This is a genomic window from Allokutzneria sp. A3M-2-11 16, from assembly GCF_024213555.1.
Classification (GTDB): Bacteria; Actinomycetota; Actinomycetes; order Mycobacteriales; family Pseudonocardiaceae; genus Allokutzneria.
This window is the reverse complement of sequence record NZ_JANAVO010000002.1, coordinates 207,323-228,923: the sequence shown is the minus strand read 5'-3', so window position 1 is coordinate 228,923 and position 21,601 is coordinate 207,323. Positions and strand designations below refer to the sequence as shown.

18 protein-coding genes and 5 tRNA genes are annotated in these 21,601 nt (G+C 69.6%); 18 read left to right on the top strand and 5 right to left on the bottom strand.

What is annotated here, in order from left to right:
• The first annotated feature begins 115 nt into the window (after nucleotides 1–115).
• The 10 genes from NLX83_RS19145 to NLX83_RS19100 all read left to right on the top strand — a co-directional run bounded on the left by NLX83_RS19145 (nucleotide 116) and on the right by NLX83_RS19100 (nucleotide 11,775).
• Nucleotides 116–286: a thiomuracin/GE37468 family thiazolyl RiPP peptide gene (locus NLX83_RS19145; RefSeq protein ID WP_254236442.1), complete on the top strand. Its 171-nt coding sequence runs from the start codon at nucleotides 116–118 to the stop codon at nucleotides 284–286.
• A 65-nt stretch (nucleotides 287–351) separates the two neighbouring features.
• Nucleotides 352–2,967, top strand: coding sequence for a lantibiotic dehydratase (locus NLX83_RS19140; protein ID WP_254236441.1), 2,616 nt, complete (start codon nucleotides 352–354; stop codon nucleotides 2,965–2,967).
• A complete protein-coding gene (locus NLX83_RS19135; protein WP_254236440.1) occupies nucleotides 2,960–3,979 on the top strand; it encodes a lantibiotic dehydratase C-terminal domain-containing protein in 1,020 nt (339 codons plus the stop codon). Before NLX83_RS19140 ends, NLX83_RS19135 begins: the two co-directional genes overlap by 8 nt.
• Nucleotides 3,976–4,980 carry a thiopeptide maturation pyridine synthase gene (locus NLX83_RS19130; RefSeq protein ID WP_254236439.1) on the top strand — a complete coding sequence of 335 codons (1,005 nt, stop codon included), beginning with the start codon at nucleotides 3,976–3,978 and terminating at the stop codon, nucleotides 4,978–4,980. The genes NLX83_RS19135 and NLX83_RS19130 overlap by 4 nt, the downstream gene beginning before the upstream one ends.
• On the top strand, nucleotides 4,977–6,377 hold the full coding sequence (locus NLX83_RS19125; protein WP_254236438.1) for a SagB/ThcOx family dehydrogenase: 1,401 nt from the start codon (nucleotides 4,977–4,979) through the stop codon (nucleotides 6,375–6,377). The genes NLX83_RS19130 and NLX83_RS19125 overlap by 4 nt, the downstream gene beginning before the upstream one ends.
• Nucleotides 6,355–7,917: a YcaO-like family protein gene (locus NLX83_RS19120; RefSeq protein ID WP_254236437.1), complete on the top strand. Its 1,563-nt coding sequence runs from the start codon at nucleotides 6,355–6,357 to the stop codon at nucleotides 7,915–7,917. The genes NLX83_RS19125 and NLX83_RS19120 overlap by 23 nt, the downstream gene beginning before the upstream one ends.
• The gene (locus tag NLX83_RS19115) at nucleotides 7,910–9,805 is read left to right on the top strand and encodes a TOMM precursor leader peptide-binding protein (RefSeq protein WP_254236436.1); all 1,896 of its coding nucleotides are present in this window, start codon (nucleotides 7,910–7,912) and stop codon (nucleotides 9,803–9,805) included. The genes NLX83_RS19120 and NLX83_RS19115 overlap by 8 nt, the downstream gene beginning before the upstream one ends.
• 17 nt (nucleotides 9,806–9,822) lie before the next feature.
• Complete coding sequence (locus NLX83_RS19110; protein WP_254236435.1) at nucleotides 9,823–10,158, top strand: YdhR family protein; 336 nt, start codon at nucleotides 9,823–9,825, stop codon at nucleotides 10,156–10,158.
• A 401-nt stretch (nucleotides 10,159–10,559) separates the two neighbouring features.
• Entirely contained in the window at nucleotides 10,560–11,150 is a 591-nt protein-coding gene (locus NLX83_RS19105; protein ID WP_254236434.1) for a helix-turn-helix transcriptional regulator, read from the top strand.
• 19 nt (nucleotides 11,151–11,169) lie between these two features.
• On the top strand, nucleotides 11,170–11,775 hold the full coding sequence (locus tag NLX83_RS19100; protein ID WP_254236433.1) for a class I SAM-dependent methyltransferase: 606 nt from the start codon (nucleotides 11,170–11,172) through the stop codon (nucleotides 11,773–11,775).
• 558 nt (nucleotides 11,776–12,333) lie between these two features.
• Here the strand turns inward: NLX83_RS19100 and NLX83_RS19095 are convergent.
• From NLX83_RS19095 to NLX83_RS19080, 4 genes are all read right to left on the bottom strand, one after another.
• A tRNA-Val gene (locus NLX83_RS19095) sits at nucleotides 12,334–12,408 on the bottom strand.
• A 1-nt stretch (nucleotide 12,409) separates the two neighbouring features.
• Nucleotides 12,410–12,481 (bottom strand) — tRNA-Cys (locus NLX83_RS19090).
• Nucleotides 12,482–12,546: 65 nt separating this feature from the next.
• A tRNA-Gly gene (locus tag NLX83_RS19085) sits at nucleotides 12,547–12,619 on the bottom strand.
• Nucleotides 12,620–12,793: 174 nt separating this feature from the next.
• Nucleotides 12,794–13,219, bottom strand: a complete 426-nt coding sequence (locus NLX83_RS19080) for an SsgA family sporulation/cell division regulator (protein ID WP_030430167.1) — start codon at nucleotides 13,217–13,219, stop codon at nucleotides 12,794–12,796.
• A 528-nt stretch (nucleotides 13,220–13,747) separates the two neighbouring features.
• Between NLX83_RS19080 and NLX83_RS19075 the strand changes: the two genes are divergently transcribed.
• The 6 genes from NLX83_RS19075 to NLX83_RS19050 all read left to right on the top strand — a co-directional run bounded on the left by NLX83_RS19075 (nucleotide 13,748) and on the right by NLX83_RS19050 (nucleotide 19,201).
• A tRNA-Val gene (locus NLX83_RS19075) sits at nucleotides 13,748–13,822 on the top strand.
• 86 nt (nucleotides 13,823–13,908) lie between these two features.
• Nucleotides 13,909–13,983 (top strand) — tRNA-Val (locus NLX83_RS19070).
• A gap of 496 nt (nucleotides 13,984–14,479) precedes the next feature.
• Entirely contained in the window at nucleotides 14,480–15,742 is a 1,263-nt protein-coding gene (locus tag NLX83_RS19065; RefSeq protein WP_254236432.1) for a serine hydrolase domain-containing protein, read from the top strand.
• 240 nt (nucleotides 15,743–15,982) lie between these two features.
• Entirely contained in the window at nucleotides 15,983–16,552 is a 570-nt protein-coding gene (locus NLX83_RS19060; protein WP_254236431.1) for a GNAT family N-acetyltransferase, read from the top strand.
• A 39-nt stretch (nucleotides 16,553–16,591) separates the two neighbouring features.
• Complete coding sequence (gene thrS, locus NLX83_RS19055) at nucleotides 16,592–18,616, top strand: threonine--tRNA ligase (protein WP_254236430.1); 2,025 nt, start codon at nucleotides 16,592–16,594, stop codon at nucleotides 18,614–18,616.
• Between the two features lie 15 nt (nucleotides 18,617–18,631).
• Entirely contained in the window at nucleotides 18,632–19,201 is a 570-nt protein-coding gene (locus tag NLX83_RS19050; protein ID WP_254236429.1) for an HIT family protein, read from the top strand.
• On the opposite strand, the gene NLX83_RS19045 is transcribed toward NLX83_RS19050, so the two are convergent.
• Nucleotides 19,198–20,133, bottom strand: coding sequence for a TIGR01777 family oxidoreductase (locus NLX83_RS19045; RefSeq protein ID WP_254236428.1), 936 nt, complete (start codon nucleotides 20,131–20,133; stop codon nucleotides 19,198–19,200). The two genes, NLX83_RS19050 and NLX83_RS19045, sit on opposite strands and share 4 nt — an antisense overlap.
• A gap of 114 nt (nucleotides 20,134–20,247) precedes the next feature.
• Between NLX83_RS19045 and pgsA the strand changes: the two genes are divergently transcribed.
• Both pgsA and NLX83_RS19035 read left to right on the top strand, forming a co-directional pair.
• Nucleotides 20,248–20,847, top strand: coding sequence for a phosphatidylinositol phosphate synthase (gene pgsA / locus NLX83_RS19040; RefSeq protein WP_254236931.1), 600 nt, complete (start codon nucleotides 20,248–20,250; stop codon nucleotides 20,845–20,847).
• Nucleotides 20,847–21,599, top strand: coding sequence for an NUDIX hydrolase (locus NLX83_RS19035; protein WP_254236427.1), 753 nt, complete (start codon nucleotides 20,847–20,849; stop codon nucleotides 21,597–21,599). Before pgsA ends, NLX83_RS19035 begins: the two co-directional genes overlap by 1 nt.
• The last annotated feature ends 2 nt before the right edge of the window (nucleotides 21,600–21,601 follow it).

Genomic DNA, 21,601 nt, shown 5'->3' with positions numbered 1-21,601 from the left:
TAGTTCGTACTCCCGCCCGGTAGGCAGGTGATGAGTCGCTGCGGTCGATGCGGCGCGGCCCAGCAGCCGAGCAGAGTTCGAGGGGCAAGGTGCACCACTTCGAATGGAGAAACACATGAAGATCAACAACAGCGACGACCGCGACCTGGCCGCCCTGCCCGTCGACGTGTTCGACCTGGCCGACAGCGGCCTGTCCGTCGAGTCGCTGACCGCTGGTCACGGCATGGCCGACGCCGGTGCCTCCTGCACCACCTGCGTCTGCGTCTGCTCCTGCTGCACCAGCTGAACCCGCACCGGGTGGGCGGGTTCTCCCGCCCACCCGGGCACAGCACTCCAGAAAGGGTCTCAGGCGTGGACACGAGCTTCGTACTGCCCAGCGGGGCATGGGTGAGCAGCCCGCTGGTGCTGCGGGTGGCCGGGGTTCCGGCCGAGTCCTTGCGGAGACTGCGTTTCGACACCGCGCACGAGCGGGCCGCCGACCTGGTGCTGCTCGCGCGGGAGCTGGCCGAGGAGGGCGACAAGCTCTCCGCCGAACTGCACGCGGTGATCGGTTCGCTGACCGACATCGGGAACAAGCCCGCGGTCGTCGGCCTCCGGCGCGCGATTTTCCAGGCACGCCAACCGAAACCGAGCGAGTGGAACGACACCGTCCGAGCCCTGCTGCCGTCGGTGCTGCGCGCGCGGATCGAGAAGTGGATCGCCGCGCTGAGCCGCCGCCAAGAACTCCTCGCCGGGCTGCCTGCGGTTCTGGCCGAGGAAACCCTTGCGAAGCAGGGAGAACTCCGCGAAGCAGCCTCGCTGCCGCGGTTTCGTCGCGCGTTGTCCCACGCCAGCCCCGCGTTGTTCGCCGAGCTGGAGAAGTGGGTCGCCGACGCCAACCGCCTGCCGCGGCGCCAGTCGATGATCCGCATCGCGAAGTACCTGGCCCGCGCCGCGGCGAAGACCAGTCCCTACAGCACGTTCACCGCTTCCGGGGCTGGAGTTTGGTCCACAAAGGACACATCAAGACCCGCGACGATCACTGCGGCCCTGGAGCTCAACGGCTTCCTGACACAGCGGCTGAGCCGGTTGCTGTGCGAGCGGCCCTCGCTCGCGCCGGTCGTCCAGATCCGCGCCAACCCCAGTGCGACCCGCGTCGGCGAGAAGATCACTTTCCTGGGCCCACCGCCGCGCGAGGCCCTGGTGAGCGTGCCCGCGACGCCCGCGGTCATCGAGTGCCTCCGTCTGCTCGGCAAGGATTCCCGGACCCTGGCGGAGCTGCGTTCGGCCTTGGGCGAGGGTTCGGCGGACTTCCTCGACACGTTGCTCTCGGCCGGGTTGCTGGAGCGGTTGAACCCCGTCGCCGACCAGTCCGCCGATCCCCTCGGCGACCTGCTTGCCTGGCTCGACGAGCACAGCGACGACAAGGACCTCGCTACCGCGATCGCCGACACCCGGGAACAGCTGCGCTCTCCCGCCGCCGTCGACGACGTCAACGAGCACCTGCGCCGTCACCGCGACCTACTGGCCGCGGTCGACCGCCTCGTCGAGCGCGCGGGCTTCCCGAAGGAGGCCATCGGCGGCCAGGAGAAGAACACGGTTCACGAGAACGCGGTCTTCACCTCGCTGGTCGCCGAGTGCGCCACCGATCGCTGGCGTCCCGCGCTCGCCGACCTCGACGTGCTGCGCCGGTGCTTCGCCGCGCTCGACCCCGCGTTGCCGCTGCGCATCGCGCTCGGCACCTACCTCACCGAGCGGTTCGGCTCCGGAGCGCGGGTTCCCCTGCTCGTCCTGCACCACGCCATCGCGGTCGATCTGTCCACAAAGGACAACGCGGCGGCCAACGCGATCGGGACCTTCCTCAAGGGGACACTGCTCACCGGAACCCCGCTGACCGAGAGCCCGTTGCCGCGACTGCGTGAACTGGGCCGCATCCAGGAGTCGTTGCGGCGGCTGCTGCTCGCCGAGCCGGACGGCGACGGTGTCGTGCGAGTCGATCCCGACGCGCTCACCGCCCTCGCTGCGGGCTGGCCGAAGTGGATCACCGCCCCCGCCTCGCTCGCCTGCTACCTCCAGGCCGTGCCGGAAGGGGAGTCGTTCCGGATCGCGGTCAACACCGCGCACGGCGGCTTCGGCCGGGGGCGGAGCCGGGTGCTGCACCAGATCCGGCAGGCCGGCGGTGACCTGCCGGAGTTCGACCTGTGGCGCGGCGAGCCCGGACTGGCGGAGCTGAGCGGCACGTTCGCGTTCTCGCTCAACGCGCGGACGCCGAGCGTGGACCACGAGATCGACTACCCGTTCACCGTCAGCGGCAGGGAGAACGCGCAGCGCATCCCGCTCGGTGACATCGAGGTCGTGCACTCGGCGGAGACCGGGCTCTGCTCCCTGACCTCCCGAGCCACCGGCGAGCAGATCCGGCCGCTGCACCTCGGAATGATGGCCGACACCCTGCTGCCACCGGTCGCCCGGCTGCTCTCGATGGGCTTCGGCGCGACCTACTACCTCCACCCGAGCATGCCCCTGCTGGGCGACGACACCGCTGTGCCGGACGGAATCGGCTTCTCCCCGCGCATCGAGCTCGGCAGGGTCGTCGTCCGCAGGGCGCGGTGGATCGTTCCGGCCGCGCTGGTCCCGTTGCGCGCCAAGGGCGAGACCGACGCCGAGCACCTGATGCGGATGACGACGTGGTTGCGGGACAACGAGATCCCGACCAAGTGCTTCGTGCGGATGTGGTCGCAGGACTCCGCCGAGGGCAGCGGCCCGACGGCGAAGTGGATCTTCGACAAGTCGCACAAGCCGGTCTACGTCGACTTCGCCAACCACTTCCTCGCGCAGTCCTTCGACCGGACCGTCGGCGGCCCGGGACCGGTGGTGCTCTTCGAGGAGGCGCTGCCCGATCCCGACGACGCGTTCGGGCCCGACCCGGCCGCGCCCAGCGTCGTGGAGTACCTGATCGAGATCTCCGAGCCGGGGGGCCGGAATGCGTGAGTCGGTCCTGCGCGGCACCGCCCGGCACGAGTCGGAGTGGATCAGCGCGCACGCCTTCTACCAAGACGAGCTGGACCTGCTGGTGACCGGTGTGGTCGACCCGCTGGTCAGCCTGCTCGCCGAGCGGGACCTGGCCCGGGAGTTCTTCTTCCTGCGGTACTGGGACGGCGGTTCGCACGTGCGGCTGCGGGTGCTGCCGACGCGGCAGGCCGACCGCTCGGAGATCGAGGCGATCGTCACCGGTCACTTCGGCACGTTCCTGGCGCGCAACCCCTCACCGGATCGGATCGCTCAGCGGGAGTACGCGCGGATGGCGCGCTCGCTCGCCGAGCGGGAAAGCATGACGGAGTACTCGGCCACCCTGTGCCCCAACAACTCCGTCGCCTTCGTCCCCTACCGACGCGAGCACGAGCGGTACGGGACCGGGCGGTCCGTGCAGGCGGTCGAGCGGCACTTCGCCGACTCCAGCCGGATCGCGCTGGCCGTGCTGAACCGGGGCGCGACCATGGACCAGCGGGCGAGCGCGGCGACCGCGATGATCCTGCTGACCTGGCTGAGCTACGACCCCGATCCGGCCAGCCTCGCGCAGTGGATCAGCAAGGACGGCAAGCGGATCACCGACATCGACCGGACCGCGGGCGAGAAGTTCGACGACCTCGTTCTGGCGCAACGGGATCGCGCGGTCACCCTGGCCAGGCAGATGCACGCCCTCACGGCGAACCCGCCGCCCGCGTCGGCCCAGGGCACCCTGGTGGACTGGCTCAGGACGATCAACACGCTGCGCGACCGGCTCATCGCCCACGTCGCCGCCGGGGTGTTCGTCCCGCCGACGCGGGGCTGGGAAGGCCCTGACGGCATCGCCACCCACGATCCGCGCGCCCGCGTGCTGACCGTGCTGGACGTGTGCGCGCACCTGGTGTGCAACCGCCTCGGGCTCTCGCCGGTCGCGGAAGGCGGCATCCGCAGACTCGCCGTCGCGGCGCTCGCCGACCTCGCCGAGCAGGGGTGGTGAAACCCTTGACCTGGAACAGCATTCACGTGCACTACCACGACGAGGACAAGGGCCGCCTGATCCTCGAAGCGGTCCGACCCTTCTTCCAGCGCGTCGACGGGGACGCCTACCACCTGCGGCACTGGAAGCTCGGCCCGCACCTGCGGCTGAACGTGCGCACATCCTCCTTCGACCACGTCCGGTCGGCGGCTGAGGAGATCATCGGCGGTTTCCTCGAGCGCCACCCGTCCACGACCATCATCGACCCGGAGGGCCAGCTCCCGCTGCACACGCGGCTGGCCGAGCTGGAGGGCGAAGACGGTCCGCTGCTCCCGTGGCTGCCGAACAACTCCATGCACTACGCGCCGTACGTGGCGTCCCCGGACGAGGACTTCTACTGCGCGACAACGGAGTTGTCCTTCCAGGCGACGCAAAGCAGGCCAGCGCTGCTGGGCACCGCGCTCTCCCTGATCGTGGCCACCGCGCACGCGTTGTCCGGCAACGGGATCACCAACGGCTTCATCTCATTCCGTTCGCACGCCGAGGGATTTCTCAACGGTTTCCCGGAAGGCGGTGGGCTCCGCCCCGCGTGGGAGTCCTACTACCGCGCCAACGCGGCGGCCCTCACCGGCAGGGTTCGCGCGACGGTGGCGACACTCGACGGCACAGCGGACTCGATTCCCCTGGTGCGGGAGTGGGTCACGATTCTCCGGGGGTTGCCAGAGGTCGAGCCGGTCTTCGAGGAAGCACCGGAGCCCGGCGCCTTCGTGGAAGCGAGTCCCTTCCACCGCAAGCTCTTCGCCAACCCGAGCTGGCACGACCTGTTGCGGGACAAGACGTTCTCCCGGTACCGCCGAATGCTGAACCTCACCTACCTGCACCTGACGCGGCTCGGGATCACCCCGGCCGAACGATTCCTGCTGTGCCACCTCGCCGCCAACGCGGTCGAGGAGATCTACGGCATCTCCGCGTTCGACCTGATCGGCCAGGCCGCGCCGGTAGGCCAAGGAGTGATGTCATGACCAACGCGACGACGACCCGGTACGCGGAGCTCTTGCAGCTGCGCCCCGGCGTGTACCTCTCGACGACACCGTCCGGCGAACTGCGGCTGCTGCGGCGAGAACTGTGGCGGCACATGGGTTCTTTCGGCGCGCTCACCCCTGTCAAGCGGACCGTGCTCGCCAAGCTCGCCGAAGGCCCGTGCCCGGCGGAGGAGATCCGCACCGGCGAGACCGCGGAGCTGCTGGACGCGCTGTTCGACGGCGACTGGCTGACCACGACCGTGCGTGGCGACGGCGAAGACCTCTACACGATCCAGCCCGTCCGCTCTGGTCGTCGTGAGCCGTACTCCGGCGAGGAACTCGTACTGTCACGCTTCGCGCTCCTGCGCCGAGAAGGCACTGACCTGGTCGTGGAATCGCCTGTCGCGCAAGCGAATCTTCTCGTGCACAGTCCCGTGGTGGTGGAGCTGATTGGCGGCTTGGCCCGGCCAGGAACTCCGGCGGGCCCGATCGCGGACCGACTGTTCCAGGACCTGTGGGCGGCCGGACTCGCGGTGCGCCCCGGTTCGGAAGAAGCCGACGCGCGCCTGCGGCAGTGGCGTCCGCACGAGCTGTGGTTCCACGGCCGCAGCCGGCTCGGCAACGGCGGTTACTCCGACGGCGGGTTCGGCAGGACAAACTGGGCGAAGGACGTCTTCGACCAGCTCCCCGCGAAGCCGGAGCCGTTTCCCGGCCCGACGGTCGAGTTGGCCAAGCCGGACCTGGACTCCCTGCGCGCCAACGACATCAGTCTGACGTCGGCGATCGAGGACCGGATGTCCGTCCGCGAGCACGACGATGCCGCGCCGATGACACTGGACCAGCTCGGGGAGCTGCTCTACCGCGCGGCGCGCGTGCGCAACGTCTTCGTCCAGGACGGCGTCGAGTACCTGCGCAAGCCCTATCCGTCCGGCGGCTCCGCGTTCGAGCTGGAGCTGTACCCGGTGGTGCGCAACGTCTCGGGCCTGGCTCCGGGCATGTACCACTACGACTCGCACGAGCACCGGCTCGAACTCGTCCGACCGGCGAGCCCCGAGGTCGGACGTCTACTGTGGACAGCAACGCAGGCGGCCGTGATGCCGGAGCCGCCGCAGGTGTTGCTGGTGGTGTCCGCGCGCTTCGGCCGCCTGATGCGGACCTACGAGGAGATCCCGTACTCGTTGATGCTCAAGCACGTCGGCGTGCTCTACCAGACGCTGTACCTCGTCGCCACGTCGATGGGCCTCGCGGCGTGCGGCCTCGGCGCGGGGGACTCCGCAGCGTTCGCGGAGCTGACCGGGCACGACCACACCGCAGAGGGCTGCGTCGGCGAGTTCCTGATCGGCAGCCGTCCCGCCGAGCTGAAAGGAGTCGAATATGGGCCTGTTGCTGCGTCCTGACGTTTACCGCGCCGAAACCGACACCGGCTCCTACCTGCTGACGCACAGCGGTCCGGTGACGTTCAACGGGAAGACGGTGCACCAGCTGATCGACCGGCTCGCCCCCGCCCTCAACGGCACCAGGTCGCTCGCTGACCTGGTCGACGGCCTGCCCACCGGGCACGCGGACATGGTCACCAAGCTGCTCACCGCGCTGATCGACCGCGACGTGGTCCGCGAGGTCTCCGCTCCGCCCACGGCGGGCTTCCTCGGCTACTTCCACGACTCCGCCGACGAGATCTTCGAGCGCTACCAAGCACTGCGGACCACTGTCGTCGGCTCCGGCCCACTGGCAACTGCTCTCGCCAGCTCAGCTCGCCGCTCCGGGCTCGCCACGGTGGCACAGGCTCCCCGACTGAACACTGTGGACGGTGTGGACCTCGTTCTCCACGCCACCGACGATCCGGACGAAGCCGCAGCCCTCGACGAGCTGTGCGCGGACATCACCATCGCGCAGATCGTCGTGCGCGGCGACCACGCGTGGCTGATCCGGTCTGGGCCCGGCCGCCCCGGCTGGTCATCGGCATGGCGTCGGCTCAGCGCGCTCAACCCCGCGCCCGGCCCCGCACAGCACCTCACCGAGCTGGCGGTGACCGCACTCGCCGCGCAGCTCGTGCAGGGCGTGTTCCGCGACAAGCCGACGACGAAGAACGAAGCCGTGCGCGTCGATCTGTCTACTTTGGACAGCAAGACGCACGCGTTCCTCCGGGTCGGCGGCCCACAGCGACAGATCGATCTCGGCCCGCTCACGCCCGAGGAGTTCTCCCAGCGCGCCGCCGCGGCGGTCGACGACCTGATGGGTGTGCTCAGTGAGCCCTCGGAACGCCACTACGCCCAGGTGCCACTGCGGGTCTGCGAGGTCCGAGTGGCCGGTGGGCCACGAATCACCGCGGCGGGGCCAGACTTCGCGACCGCGCGCTACCGAGCGGCCATGCGCGGCCTCGCCGCGTACAGCTCCGGCACCCAGGAGGGAGTCGCCGCGGGCTACAGCCGCCAGGAGGCGATCGACGCCGGGCTCATCGACCAGTGCAGACGACTCACGTTGGCCGAGGCCCGCACAACGCCAGCTTCGTTGGTGGAGTTGGACTCCCTCGACGCGGACCCGCGCTACCGCGCATTGGTGAACACCCTCGGTGAGCCGGTCACCGTCTACGACATCACCGGATCTCTCGGCCTGCCAACGGTTGTGTGCTTCATCGGGGACGAGCCGGTCGGCTGTGCCAGTGCGTTCACGCCTGGCGAGGCGGTGACCGAGGTGTTCGAACAGGCGTTGCTGCACCACCAGTCCCGCGAGAACCGCCAGCCGGAGTACGCGCCGCCTGCCGCACCGGAGATCAAGCGCGGCACCGGGGTCAGTGTTCCGCAGCCCTGCGACCACGACTCCCTGGTAGCGCGGCTCGAAGCGCGCGGGCTCCGGCTGACCGTCACCCCACTCGACCACGACCCAGAGGTGCACGCCATCATGCCGCACATCGTTCGCGTGGTGATCGACAATGGGTGAGCCGATCACAGTGCTCGGCAAGGGTCTTCTCGCCGAGACCATCACCGACTTCCTCAGTGCCGAAGGCGAGGTGAGCGCCGAGTCCACGGCGATCGTCGTGGCCACGGACGGCTGGGACACCCGTGACTACGCCTCCGTGCGCGAGCGGAAACTCCCGTGGCTGCCCGTGCGCGCGGAGCTGGGCCGGGTCGTGATCGGGCCGGTCGAGCTGCCGGGCGAACCGGGCTGCGCGGCCTGCGCGGAACTCCGGAGACGCTTGGCGCGCAAGCAACCCCGTGGCCACGACGCGGTGCTGGCACAGCACGGCGACACCCTCGCCGACACGCCGTCCTCGTGGCTCACCCCGCTCGCCGCCGACCTGGTCGCGGCGCTCGTCGGTGCGGAACTCGCGAACCCTCGCCAGCGCCTGCTCTACGTGGACCTGGAGACGCTGCGCATCACCGAACACCGGTTCCTGCCCGATCCGCGCTGCCCGGACTGCGGCACGTTGCCCGCGGACTCCGCCGAGCTGGCCAGGATCGTCCTGCGCCCCCAACCCAAACCCGCGCCGGAGGTCTACCGCGTTCGCCCGGTCACCGACGACACCGCGAACTCGCTGATCGAGTCCTATGTGGACTCCGAGACCGGCATCATCCGCGCGCTGTACCGGGGCGGCGACGGCGGTCTCGCCCTCGCGTCCGCGCCCATGGGCCTGCGCAGCCTCGCCGTGGAGAGCGGCTACGGCCGAACCCGCAGTTACCGCGCGAGCGAACTCACCGCGGTACTGGAGGCGCTGGAGCGCTACGGCGGTGTCGAGCCCGGTGGTCGCGACACGGTGATCATGGCTTCGTACAACGAAATCCGCGAGCACGCGCTGGACCCGAACACCCTCGGCGCGCATCCGGCCGAGTCCTACGCGCAGCCCGGCTTCCGGTTCGCGCCGTTCGACCCGGACGCGGAGTACCGGTGGGTGTGGGGGTACTCCTTCGCCCGCCAGGAGCCGATCCTGGTGCCCGAGGCGTACGCGTACTACCGCGCCCCGCGCCCGGAAGGGACCCCGGCACCGTTCGTCTACGAGATCTCCAACGGCTGCGCGCTCGGCGGCTGCCTGGAAGAGGCGATCTTCTACGGCATCCTGGAGGTCGCCGAGCGGGACGCGTTCCTGATGACCTGGTACGCCCGCATGGGCGTGCCGAGGATCGACCCGGAGTCGGCCGCCGACCGCACGGTGCCCGCGCTGGTGCGGACCCTGGAGGCCGAGACCGGCTACCACGTGTCGATCTTCGACATCACCCTGGAACAGCGGGTGCCCTCGATCTGGGCGATGGCCGTCGACGAACACGACCGGCCGGGGCACCCGAAGGTGGTCTGCGCCGCGGGCTCGCACCCCGATCCGGAACGGGCGGCGGAGAACGCGCTCAGCGAACTCGGCCCGATCCTGTCCGCGCTCGTCGAGGCATTTCCGGAGCAGGCGCGACGCGCGCGGGCGATGGCCGCCGATCCCGAGCTGGTCGCCGACATGCCCGATCACGCCCTGGCCAGTGGCGACCCGTCGGCCTTCGCCCGGCTGGACTTCCTGGTGAGCTCCGCGCGCCGGAGCACCTTCGCGGACCTGCCACGCGGTTTCGGCAACGCCGACCTCACCGACGACCTGCGCGAGCTCGTCGGCCGCTACCTGGCCGACGGCATGGACGTGGTGGTGGTCGACCAGACCACGCCCGAGCACGCCGCGGGCGATCTGGCCTGCGTGAAGGTGATCATCCCCGGCACCCTGCCGATGACCTTCGGCCACCGCTTCCGCCGGGTGGACGGACTGCCGAGGCTGCGCGAGGTGCCGCACCGGCTGGGCATGAGCGACCGGCCGCTCACCGCCGAGGAGATCAACCCCGACCCGCACCCCTTCCCCTGAGGACCGAGGAGCACGACATGTACGTGGTGATCATCGTCTGGGATCTCACCGAGTCCACCGCCACCGTGGAGAGCCTGCGCTCCTACCTCCGCGACTACGCCGTCGACGCGTTCTCCACGCTGCCCGGGATGCGGCAGAAGACGTGGTTCTCCAACTCCGAACGCGGCGTGTGGGGCGCGGTCTACCTCTGGGACTCCCCGGAACACATGAATGGCCCTTTCGAGGTCAGCAAAGCAAAGGAGCTCATCGGCTACGGGCCGACGTCATACAGTGTTTTCGAAGTCGAGGCGATCGCCGAAGGGCAGAGCATGTTCGAGACCCTTTCCCGCGTCGGCCGGGCGATGCAGGCCTGACCGCGTCGCGCCTATACCACCGTGCGGGCACGTCGTGGGGCGGTATCCGAAGATCCGGGGCGCGGCCCGGACCCCGTGTCCCCTGTTCACGGGGCCGTATAAGAGCTTGTTCTACGTTTCTTGACAATGAGCCCGGCGTGACCTAACGCAATCGTATGCTGGTGCATGTAATTCAATATCCCGATCCTTGCGGTTCACGTTTCGAACACTCAGGATCGGGATCGCACCGCACGGCAGACCGATCCTCTGGGGATTTTTCGGATCGGTGCGGGCGGCGCGGGAGCCGGACCGGGGATCGAAACCACTGGGGGTCGCGATCCCGGAACACACGCGTCCGGTGAGACATGAGAATCATCTGTCTGGGGGACAAGATGCAGGCTCTGCTTCATGGATTCACACCGGTGACCGCGGTCGGGATCGCCACGGTGCTGGCGAAGTCGGCCGAACTCCGCCAGGTCGCCGGTTTCAGTCACGCGCCCACCCCGGAGCACGCGTTGCGCGGGGTCCGCGACGGCGACGTCGGCCTGGTCGTGGTCGACCCGCACAGCCCGACCCTGGAGGAGTGCTTCGAGCTCTGCCGCGCGCTCAAGGAGACCGCCCGCAGACCGCACGTGGTCGCCTTCGGGGACCTCGGCTCCGAGGTGGAGTTCAAGTTCTGCTACCTCTCCGGCGTCGACTCCTTCGTCTCGACGAGGGAGTCGCCGGAGCGGCTGGCCGCGGCGATCGCCTCGACGCTGCGGGGCAACCGGGAATGGCTGTTCGGCCCGCCCCGCGACCCGCGGCAGCAGGTCAGCTTCGGCGACTCCGAGACCCTGACCTCCCGCGAGCACGAGGTGCTGTGGCTGGTCTCCAAGCGATGTACCAACGAGCAGATCGGGCGCTCCCTGAGCATCAGCCCCAACACGGCGAAGAACCACGTCGCCTCGATCCTGCGCAAGATGGGCGCCAAACGGCGCTCAGAGCTGTTCTCCGGTGCCATCTCGGCCCGCTGACGAAGGAGAGAAGGACACCGTGACGAGCACCCAGCGCCAGCGCTCCTCGAAGCTGACGAACACCATCTACAACCTCGCCTACCGGCTGGGCATCTCGCCGTGGGACCTCGGCAAGCCGATGCCGGAGCTGGTCGAGCTGATCGAGGGCCCCGACCGGCTCACCCCCGGCCGGGCCATCGACCTCGGCTGCGGCGCGGGCACCAAGTCGGTCTACCTCGCCGAGCACGGCTGGCAGGTCACCGGTGTCGACATCGCCCCGCAGGCGTTGAAGCTGGCCGAGAAGAAGGCCGCCGAGCAGGGCGTCTCCGTCGACTTCGTGGAGTGCGACCTGCTCGACATCCCCTCGGCCGGGCTGGGCGGGCCGTATGACTTCCTGCTCGACTTCGGCTGCTCGCACAGCCTGCGGGACGAGGCGAAAGCCTTGTACGCCAAGGGAATCGCCGAGCTGGCCGCCCCCGGCGCGACGCTGGTCCTCTACGCCTTCACCAAGGGCCCGCTGAGCGTCACCCGCGAGGAGATCGACACCGCGTTCGCGCCGCACTGGGACCTGGTCTCGGTGACCCCCGGCAGCATCCGCCGCCGCCCCGACGCGGGCCCCACCTGGTACCGCCTCACCCGCCGCTGAAACTCCCGCGACAGCACGAAGCCCCGCCCTTCGAACCGAAGGACGGGGCTTCGTGGCAGTGATGGGAACGGCGCCATTCCAGGTCGCTGGTGTAAGCCTGTTCCGCGGTGAAGCCCGGGGCCAGGTCCCATTCCCGGACCACGACGAAGAAGCGGAAGCGGCGGCAGCGGCGGCCTGCGCCGTTCCGAAAAGAATCCAGCACGGCGCACTTGTGCCACGTCAACTCGGCGTGGTAATCGAAGGTCTCCTGGCTTTCGGGGCCAGGATCATCCGAGGATTCCCGGAAAAGGAAGATCGGCCGGTCATATGTGCTGAAGTCGTTATCGATCAAAGCGAAGTAGTTGTACGCACTCTTCCGTGGAAGCCTTCCCGTTCCCGGCTACCAGAAGGTGCGCCCATTTCTCTCGCGGGATCGACACCCGAAAACTCGACCGCGATCGGAGCCACGGTCCGCGCCGACGACGGGTCAGCGACGAGCACCGTGCTTCGGTCTGCCCGACAACACTGAAGCCCCACCCCTCACGAGGAGGGATGGGGCTTGTGACCAGCGTCTGTCACTGGTGGGCGATACAGGGATTGAACCTGTGACCTCTTCCGTGTCAAGGAAGCGCTCTCCCACTGAGCTAATCGCCCGAGGCGGAGGCGGGAATCGAACCCGCGTACAGGGCTTTGCAGGCCCTTGCCTAAGCCACTCGGCCACTCCGCCGATGCTCTGGGGCCGATACCGGCAGTGCCCCGGAGGATCCAGTCGGCCCGGACGAGGGCCTTCCGAGCGGATGACGGGATTCGAACCCGCGACCCTCACCTTGGCAAGGTGATGCGCTACCAGCTGCGCTACATCCGCGTGCTGCCCGGCTTGTGTTGACGGTGCTCGATCGTGGTGTTCAACCGTGGTGCTTGATCTTGCCCGTCCCCGCCGCCGTGGCGATGGCGAAACACTATCCGACACCGTCCGCCGGGATCAAATCGGGGTGCTCGTTTGCTGCTGCGTGCCAGTTGACCTGCGAAGACGCCGAAATCAGCTGAGGTCGTTTGACTGCAGGTGGCTCAGCGCGTCGTCGACGCTGACCCACAGGTTCTCGTTGCCGGGAACGATCAGGTCGTAGGTCCGGTCCAGGAAGTCGGCCAGCTCCTGCGCGGCCGCCTCGAACATCGCGTGGCCGGAGGGGGAGCTGAGTTCGATCACCACGACCTCGGGGTCGTCGACCGCCGGGCGGATCCGGACGTCGCCCTCGCCCGCGGCGGCGATCAGGCCGTCGGCGAGCAGGTCGCGGGCGAAGACCCACTCGACCCAGCCCGCCCGGCCGGTGCGGAACGCGGCCACCACGGCGTAGGGGTCGCGGGTGTCGTAGCGGAGCTCGACCTGGACGGGGACCGCCGGACTGCGGGGCGCCAGGAGGTCGAAGACCGCCGTGGAGCGCAGAGTCACGTGGTCGTTACGCATTGTTGCCGCCTCTCGTGCTGTCTGCCGCTCAAGTGAACGACGGAACGACATATTTGTGACGCGAATGTGGCCCTTCGCGCTCGCCTGTCGCTCATAGATCACCCGTACGGGGCAGAACTTCTTCGTTGGGCAACCGTTGGACTGCGCTCCGTAATCGGTCGCCCGACACATCTGGGGGGTGCCGTGGCCAGTCCGGGCCGTGCGGTCCGGCGGAGGACGCCGGGCCGTGGACGGCCCCGCTGGCGTACCGGTGCTCCCGTGTGGCGTGACCAACTCGGGTACCCCGGCGGCGCGGCGGCCTCACGCTAACACCGGGAAACCGACAAAGGACCCCGCCGGAGGGGTGAGGTCGATCGAAGGTCTTGTTGACCGCCCGAAAGGGCGATGACCTGCGACGCGCCGGGCCGTAGCCGGGCGGTGGCGGACCGTGACCGAGATCGTCCGCAGCGCGCCCGGGACCCCCGTTTTTGTCCTCGGCCCAGGCCTGTGTAATGTTTGCACCGCACCGCGAGAGCGGCGCACCATCCCGGGCGATTAGCTCAGCGGGAGAGCGCTTCGTTCACACCGAAGAGGTCACAGGTTCGATCCCTGTATCGCCCACCAGCAGGCCAGAGGCTCCGAACGGTTCACCCGTTCGGAGCCTCTGTCTCGAAATGCTGGTTCCCATGCGGTACCCACGCACCACGCGCGGGCGATTAGCTCAGTGGGAGAGCGCTTCCTTGACACGGAAGAGGTCACAGGTTCAATCCCTGTATCGCCCACCAGCCTCGGCCGACCTGTGTTCACGGAGAGCGTGAACCGGGTCGGCCGTTGTCGTATGCGGGGGCCGAGCCCCCACACCCCCACGGTGCGGTCGGTGCTGAACCAGCGTGGTACTGAGCTTCCGTCGGTGCTGTCGATGCTGTCGGTGCGGCGCCAGCGTGGTGCTGTGGCTTCCGCCGGTGTTGTCGGGTGCTGGCGGTGCAGCCCAGCGTGGTGCTGTGGGTTCTGTTGGTGCAGCCCTCAGCGTGGGGTTGGGGTGTCTTCAAGTCCTGTGAACCGCCCTCCCGTGGGTCTCAAACCGCCCCCAACCTCGTGGTGCGGCCGTGGTTGGGGGCGGTTTGAGACGGTGCGGGTGGGGGTTGGGGGTACTTGAAGACATCCCAACCTCGGCGGGGGACTGGGCGACCCCCGATGGCGAAAATCCGGCCAAGATCGTCATCTGTCGCGGTCGGCGCTGGGGGCGGCATCGTTGATGCTGTGATCCGGTAAGAAGGATCTATGCCTCGACGTGGTTCTTCGGCGCTGCGGATGTTCGCGGTGTCCGCGCTGGTGGTCAGTCTGGCCGCGGCCCTGGCGGCCCCGGCGGCTGCAACGACGACATCGACGGCGGCGCTGGAGATGGAGGCGCTGGAGAGGTTGGCGCGGGAGCTGGTGGACGCCGGGGCGCCGGGGGTGATCGTGCGGGTGGACGACGGCGGTGGCCTGCCGGTGGAGATCGCCGAGCAGGCGCGGTGGGCGAGGCGGGACCACGTGCTCCGGGCGGGCGACGAGTTCCGCGTGGGGTCCAGCACGAAGACGGTGATGGCCACGCTCGTGCTGCAACTGGTCGCCGAGGGCGAGCTCGCGCTGGCCGATCCGGTGGAGAAGTGGTTGCCGGGCGAGGTGCCGGGCGGCAAGGCGATCACGGTGCGCATGCTGCTGAACCACACCAGCGGCCTGGCGGACTACACCGCGGACCCGGCGGTCGTGCCGTCGATCGTGGGCAAGGGCAGGCGGGGGTGGACGTCGGCGGAGCTGCTCGCGGTGGGGGTGAAGCACGATCCGCTGTTCGCGCCGGGCACGAAATGGGACTACAGCAACACCAACTACGCGGCGATCGGCGCGCTCCTGGAGCGGGTCACGGGGGTGAGCCTGGCGGATCTGGTCCGGGATCGGATCGCCCGGCCGCTGAACCTCGCGCACACCTACTACGCCGCGGACCCCGCCTGGCGCGGGCGGCACGTTCGCGGGTACGAGCCGGACGCGGAGCACATGCCACCGGGTGTGCCGGCGGAGTTCAGGGACTTCGCCGGGCCGCGCCGCGATGGTCACGTGGACGTCTCCGGCAACGACCTGTCGTGGGGCGGGGCGGCCGGGGCGGTGGTGTCGACGGCGTGGGACTTGGCGCGGTTCCACACCGCGCTGATGTCAGGCAAGCTGCTCCCCGCCGCTCAGCTGGCCGAGATGCGCACCACGGTGCCGGTACTCCCGGAACAGCCGGACGGGCCCGGCTACGGTCTGGGCATCCAGACCGGCACCACGCCGTGCGGCACGTTCTGGGGCCACGACGCCGGAATCCCGGGCTACTTCTCCGTCAACGTCACCGACCGCACTGGCAGCCGCGCGGCGACGATGCTCGTCGCAATGGAAACGTGGGTCGAGTTCGGGTCCAATCCCAAGATCGCCGCAGCCAGCAAGGCGCTCCAGACCGCGATGCTCTGCACGATGCTCGGCCGGCCGGTGCCGCGCTCATCCGCCGGGGTCGAGCACGTACCCGAGTGACGCCCGAGCCCCCACGGTGCGGTCGGGTCTTCAAGTACCGCGAACCGCCCTCCCGTGGGTCTCAAACCGCCCCCCACCTCCTGGACTCGCCGAGGTTGGGGGCGGTTTGAGACGGTGTGGGTGGGGGTTGGGGGTACTTGAAGACACCCCAACTTCGGCGGGGGACGAGGAGGCGGGGTTTGGCTTCATGAAGGGGAAAATCGGTGGCGGGAGTGGGAGCGGGTGCTCTACACAGCACCTGTGATCGATCGAGCCGCGATAGCTGACAAACCCACCTTGTTCGGATCGCGGGTCGCGCTCGTCCCGCTCGGGCCGGAACACGCCGAGGACGCCTTCGCCGCCACCGAGGACCCCGAAGGACGCAGGCTCACCGGAACCCACCGCGACTTCACCCTCGACGTCGTCCAGCGGTGGTGCGAGACCAGGGCCGAGCAGACCGACCGGATCGACCTCGCCGTCATCGACCGGGCCACCGGCGGCTTCGCAGGCGACCTCGCGCTGAAGGACATCAGCTTCGACAACCTCTCCGCTGGCTACCGGATCGGGTTGACCGGCGGCGCCACCGGCAGGGGACTGGGCACCGAGGCGACGCGGCTGGTGCTGGCCTACGCGTTCGAGCGGATCGGCCTGCACCGCGTGGAGCTGGAGGTCTACACGTTCAACCCGCGCGCCGTCGCCTGCTACCGCAAGTGCGGCTTCGAGATCGAGGGCACGCTGCGGCACGTGCTGCGCTGGGACGGGCAGTGGCACGACGCGTACCTGATGGCGGCACTCGCACCTACGGCTCAGCGGCTCCGGGACGGCGGATAACATCTGGGTTTCCGGAGTTTGCCGTTCTGAGGAGTTCCCGTGTCCGAGCCCCAACCGGTCGTCTCGCTTCCCACGCGTGTGACGGTCCCGGCGGGGACTACCGCCGGTCAGGCCCTCCGCGAGGTCGGCGCGTCCAACAAGGGGCCACAGGCGGTCGTCGTGGTCCGCGACGCCGACGGCGCGCTGCGCGACCTGGCGTGGGCACCGGACACCGACACCGAGGTCGAGCCGGTCACCGCGGACTCCGACGACGGCCGCGGCGTCATCCGCCACTCCTGCGCGCACGTGCTCGCGCAGGCCGTGCAGGAGCTCTTCCCCAAGGCCAAGCTGGGCATCGGCCCGCCGGTCAAGGACGGTTTCTACTACGACTTCGACGTGGACACCCCGTTCACCCCCGAGGATCTGACCGCGCTGGAGAAGCGCATGAAGCAGATCATCAAGGGCGCGCAGCGGTTCTCCCGCCGCCGGTTCGACTCCGTCGACGAGGCCAAGGTCGAGCTGGCCGACGAGCCGTACAAGCTGGAACTGGTCGACATCAAGTCAGACGTGGACACGTCCGAGGTGATGGAGGTCGGCGGCGGCGAGCTGACGATCTACGACAACCTCGACCCGCGCTCGGGCGACCGGGTGTGGGCGGACCTGTGCCGCGGCCCGCACGTGCCGACCACCAAGTACATCCCGGCGTTCAAGCTGATGCGCAGCGCCGCCGCGTACTGGCGCGGCAGCGAGAAGAACCCGCAGCTGCAACGGATCTACGGCACCGCGTGGGAGACCTCCGAGGCGCTCGACGCGTACCTGGAGCGGCTGGCCGAGGCGGAGCGGCGCGACCACCGCAAGCTCGGTGTGGAGCTGGACCTGTTCAGCTTCCCCGACGAGCTGGGCTCGGGCCTGGCGGTCTTCCACCCCAAGGGCGGGATCGTCCGCCGCGAGCTGGAGGACTACTCGCGGGCGCGGCACGAGGAGTCCGGCTACGAGTTCGTCAACACCCCGCACATCTCCAAGGGCGGGCTGTTCCACACCTCCGGCCACCTGCCGTACTACGCGGACACGATGTTCCCGCCGATCCAGTTCGAGGGCGAGGACTACTACCTCAAGGCCATGAACTGCCCGATGCACAACCTGATCTTCCGCTCGCGCGGGCGGTCCTACCGCGAGCTGCCGCTGCGGCTGTTCGAGTTCGGCACGGTCTACCGCTACGAGAAGTCCGGTGTCGTGCACGGCCTCACCCGCGTGCGCGGGTTGACCATGGACGACTCGCACATCTACTGCACCAAGGAGCAGATGCCGGGCGAGCTGCGCTCGCTGCTCAAGTTCGTGCTGGACCTGCTGGCCGACTACGGGCTGAGCGACTTCTACCTGGAGCTCTCCACCCGCGACGACTCGCCGAAGTTCATCGGCGACCCGCAGGAGTGGGCGGACGCGACCGAGACGCTGCGCCAGGCCGCCGAGGACTCCGGCCTGGAACTGGTGCCCGACCCGGGCGGCGCCGCCTACTACGGGCCGAAGATCTCCGTGCAGGCCAAGGACGCCATCGGCCGTTCCTGGCAGATGTCGACCATCCAGCTGGACTTCAACCAGCCCAGGCGGTTCGAGCTCGAGTACACCGCCCCGGACGGCTCGCGCCAGCAGCCGATCATGATCCACCGCGCGCTGTTCGGTTCGATCGAGCGCTTCTTCGGCGTGCTCACCGAGCACTACGCGGGCGCGTTCCCGGCCTGGCTGTCGCCGGTGCAGGTGGTCGGCATCCCGATCGCCGACGAGCACGTGCCGCACCTGGAGGCGGTCGCGGACGCGTTGCGCGGCAAGGGTGTTCGCGTCGAGGTGGACGCCTCGGACGGGCGGATGCAGAAGAAGATCCGCACCCACACCACGCAGAAGGTGCCGTTCATGCTGCTGGCGGGCGGCAAGGACGTGGAGGGCGGCTCGGTCTCCTTCCGCTTCCGCGACGGCAGCCAGATCAACGGCGTCTCCGTCCCGGACGCGGTGCGCGCGGTGGTGGACTGGATCACCCGCAGGGAGAACACCTCGCCGAGCGCGGAGACCTTCGCGGCGGTCGTGGGCTGACACGGGCATCGGGAGGTGAGTGCGGTTTTCGGCGCAGGCGGCGGTCCCGAACTGTCCGAACAGGACGGAATCGGGATTCCTGATGCCCTGCAACGGTTGTGGACCCCGCACCGGATGTCCTACATCCGCGGCGAGAACAAGCCGAGCGAGGCCGATCGAGAGGTGTGCCCGTTCTGCCGGGTGCCCGACCTCGACGACCCCGACGGGCTGATCGTCGCGCGGGGCGCGCGCGTCTACGCCGTGCTCAACCTCTACCCGTACAACCCGGGGCACCTGATGGTGCTGCCGTACCGGCACATCCCGGACTACACCGACCTCACGCCCGAGGAGACGGTGGAGCTCGCGGAGTTCACCCAGCGCGCGATGCGGGTGGTGCGCAGGGCGGCGGCGCCGCACGGGTTCAACATCGGGATGAACCAGGGCACGGTCGCCGGGGCGGGCATCGCCGCCCACCTGCACCAGCACGTGGTGCCGAGGTGGGGCGGCGACGCCAACTTCATGCCCGTGGTGGCGCACACCAAGGTCCTGCCGCAGCTGCTCGGCGAGACCAGGGACCTGCTCGCCGGGGCCTGGAACGAGTCCTAGCCCCGCGGATCGTTGACCCGGCGCACCAGGTCGTGCGCGGCGTCGGCCCAGTGGGGGAAGCCGAAGGAGAAGCCCGCGTCGAGCAGGCGCCCCGGCACCACCCGGCGGCTCTTCAGCAGCAGCTCGGTGTCGGACCGGAGGGCGAACGCGCCCAGTTCGGCCATCAGCCTGGTCGCGGGCAGGCCCACCGGGACCTTCAGCGCGGCGCGCAGGGTGCGCATGAGTTCGCGTTGCGGCACCGGGTTGGGCGCGGCGAGGTTGACCGGACCGCTCAGGTCCTCCCGGTCGATGAGGAACGTCAGCGCGCGAACGAAGTCCCGGTCGTGCAGCCACGACACGAACTGCGCGCCGCCCGCGACCGGGCCGCCCAGCCCCAACCTGGTCAGCGCGCGCAGCACGGAGAAGACCCCGCCGCGCCCGGGGCTCATCACCATGGCGGTCCGGAGGGCGACCTTGCGCGTGTGCGGCGTGCTGGCCCGCTCCTGTTCGGCTTCCCACGCCTTCGCGATGTCCACGCTGAAGGCCCAGTAGCCGGGCACGCCGGGCTCGGAGCCGCCGATCTCGCCCGTCGCCTCGTCGTTGGGCGCGTCGAACCGGTGCGAGTAGATCGTGGCCGTGCTCATCTGCAACCAGACCCGCGGCGGACTGTCCGCGCGCTCGATGGCCTCGCCGATCACGCGGGCGGAGTGCACGCGCGAGTCCATCATCTGCCGCAGGTTCTCCTGGGTGTAGCGGCAGCTCACGCTCCGCCCGGCCAGGTTGACCACGGCGTCGCAGCCGTCGATCTCGGCCGCCCAGGGGCCGAGCGTGCGGCCGTCCCAGTGGGTCCCCGAGGTCCTGCCGAGCACCACCACGTGGTGACCGAGCGCGGTCAGCTCGCGGCCGAGGAACGTACCGATGTGCCCGGTCCCGCCGGGGATGACGACCTTCATGGCCCCGAGCGTACGCCACTTTTGAGCGATCGCTCAAAACGCTGGTCACACCGGACGGCGGTTACTCTGCTCGGGGCCCACTCCGAAACCGACCGGCAGGTGCGCAGCCCCGACATGCTGAACCTCTTCGCCCGCGAGACGGTCTCGCGTGTCACCGATCCGATCGGCGCGTGGCTGGTCCGGCGCGGTCTCACCCCCAACCTGGTCACCGTCGCGGGCACGATCGGCACCTCCGTCGCCGCCCTGTGGTTCTTCCCCAGGGGCGAGCTGTTCGTCGGGACCGTGGTCGTCACGCTCTGCACGTTCTTCGACCTCATCGACGGGGCCATGGCGCGCGCGGTCGGCGGCGGCACGCCGTTCGGCGCGGTGCTCGACGCCACCTGCGACCGGATCGCGGACGGTGCGGTGTTCGCGGCGATCGTGTGGTGGGCCTTCGCGGTCGAGCACAACCACTCCGCGGCGGCGGCCGGGCTGGTGTGCCTGGTTTCGGCGCAGGTGATCTCGTACGTGAAGGCACGCGCCGAGGCCACCGGGCTGTCCGCGGACGGCGGGCTGGTGGAGCGCGCGGAGCGGCTGATCATCGCGCTGGTCGGGACCGGGCTGTACGGGCTCGGCGTGCCCTACGCGGCGGAGATCGCGCTGTGGGTGCTCGCGGTCCTCGCGGTGATCACCGTCGTGCAGCGCATCGTCGCCGTGCACCGGTCGTCGCGGTGATGGAGGCGGCTCTCACGCGCCGGGTCGAACTGGCGCGGGAGGTGCTGGCCACGCCGGACGCCCTGGAGCCGGACTTCGCGATCACCTTCGCCAAGGCGGTCGACGACGCGGACGCGGGCGGGGCCGAGGCGCAGAACGAGCTGAGCTTCCTGTTGTCGTGCATCGACCGCACCAGGATCTCGCCGGGGCTGTGGCGGCGGCTGGCCGAGTCCGAGCGGGAGCTGCGCGCGGTGCTGCCACCGGGTTTCGACCTGCCGGACGTGGTCGACCCCGACACCGTCTTCGAGCCCCGGCACTCCGCGCGCGTGCTGCTGGTCGACGCCGACGACCGCGTGCTGCTCTTCCGCGGGCACGCGCCCGAGACCCCGGACAAACCGTTCTGGTTCACCATCGGCGGCGGCATCGACCCCGGCGAGGACCCGCGCGCCGCCGCGGCCCGTGAGCTGGCAGAGGAGACCGGTCTGGTGGTGCCGGTCGCCGAGCTGGCCGGGCCGGTGTGGCGGCGCCGCGAGCAGTTCACCTTCGGCGGCCTGCCCGTGGACAGCGTGGAGCTGTTCTTCGTGCTGCGCAAGGGAAAGCCGTGGGAGATCGACACCTCCGGCTTCACCGAGCTGGAGGTGGACACCATCGAGCACCACCGCTGGTGGAGCGCGCGGGAGCTGGCCGCGACGCGGGACCGGGTCTACCCGGCCCAGCTGCGCGAGCTGCTGCCCGACGCCCTTCGCGGTGGCCAGCCCAGGACTGTCCACTGAGG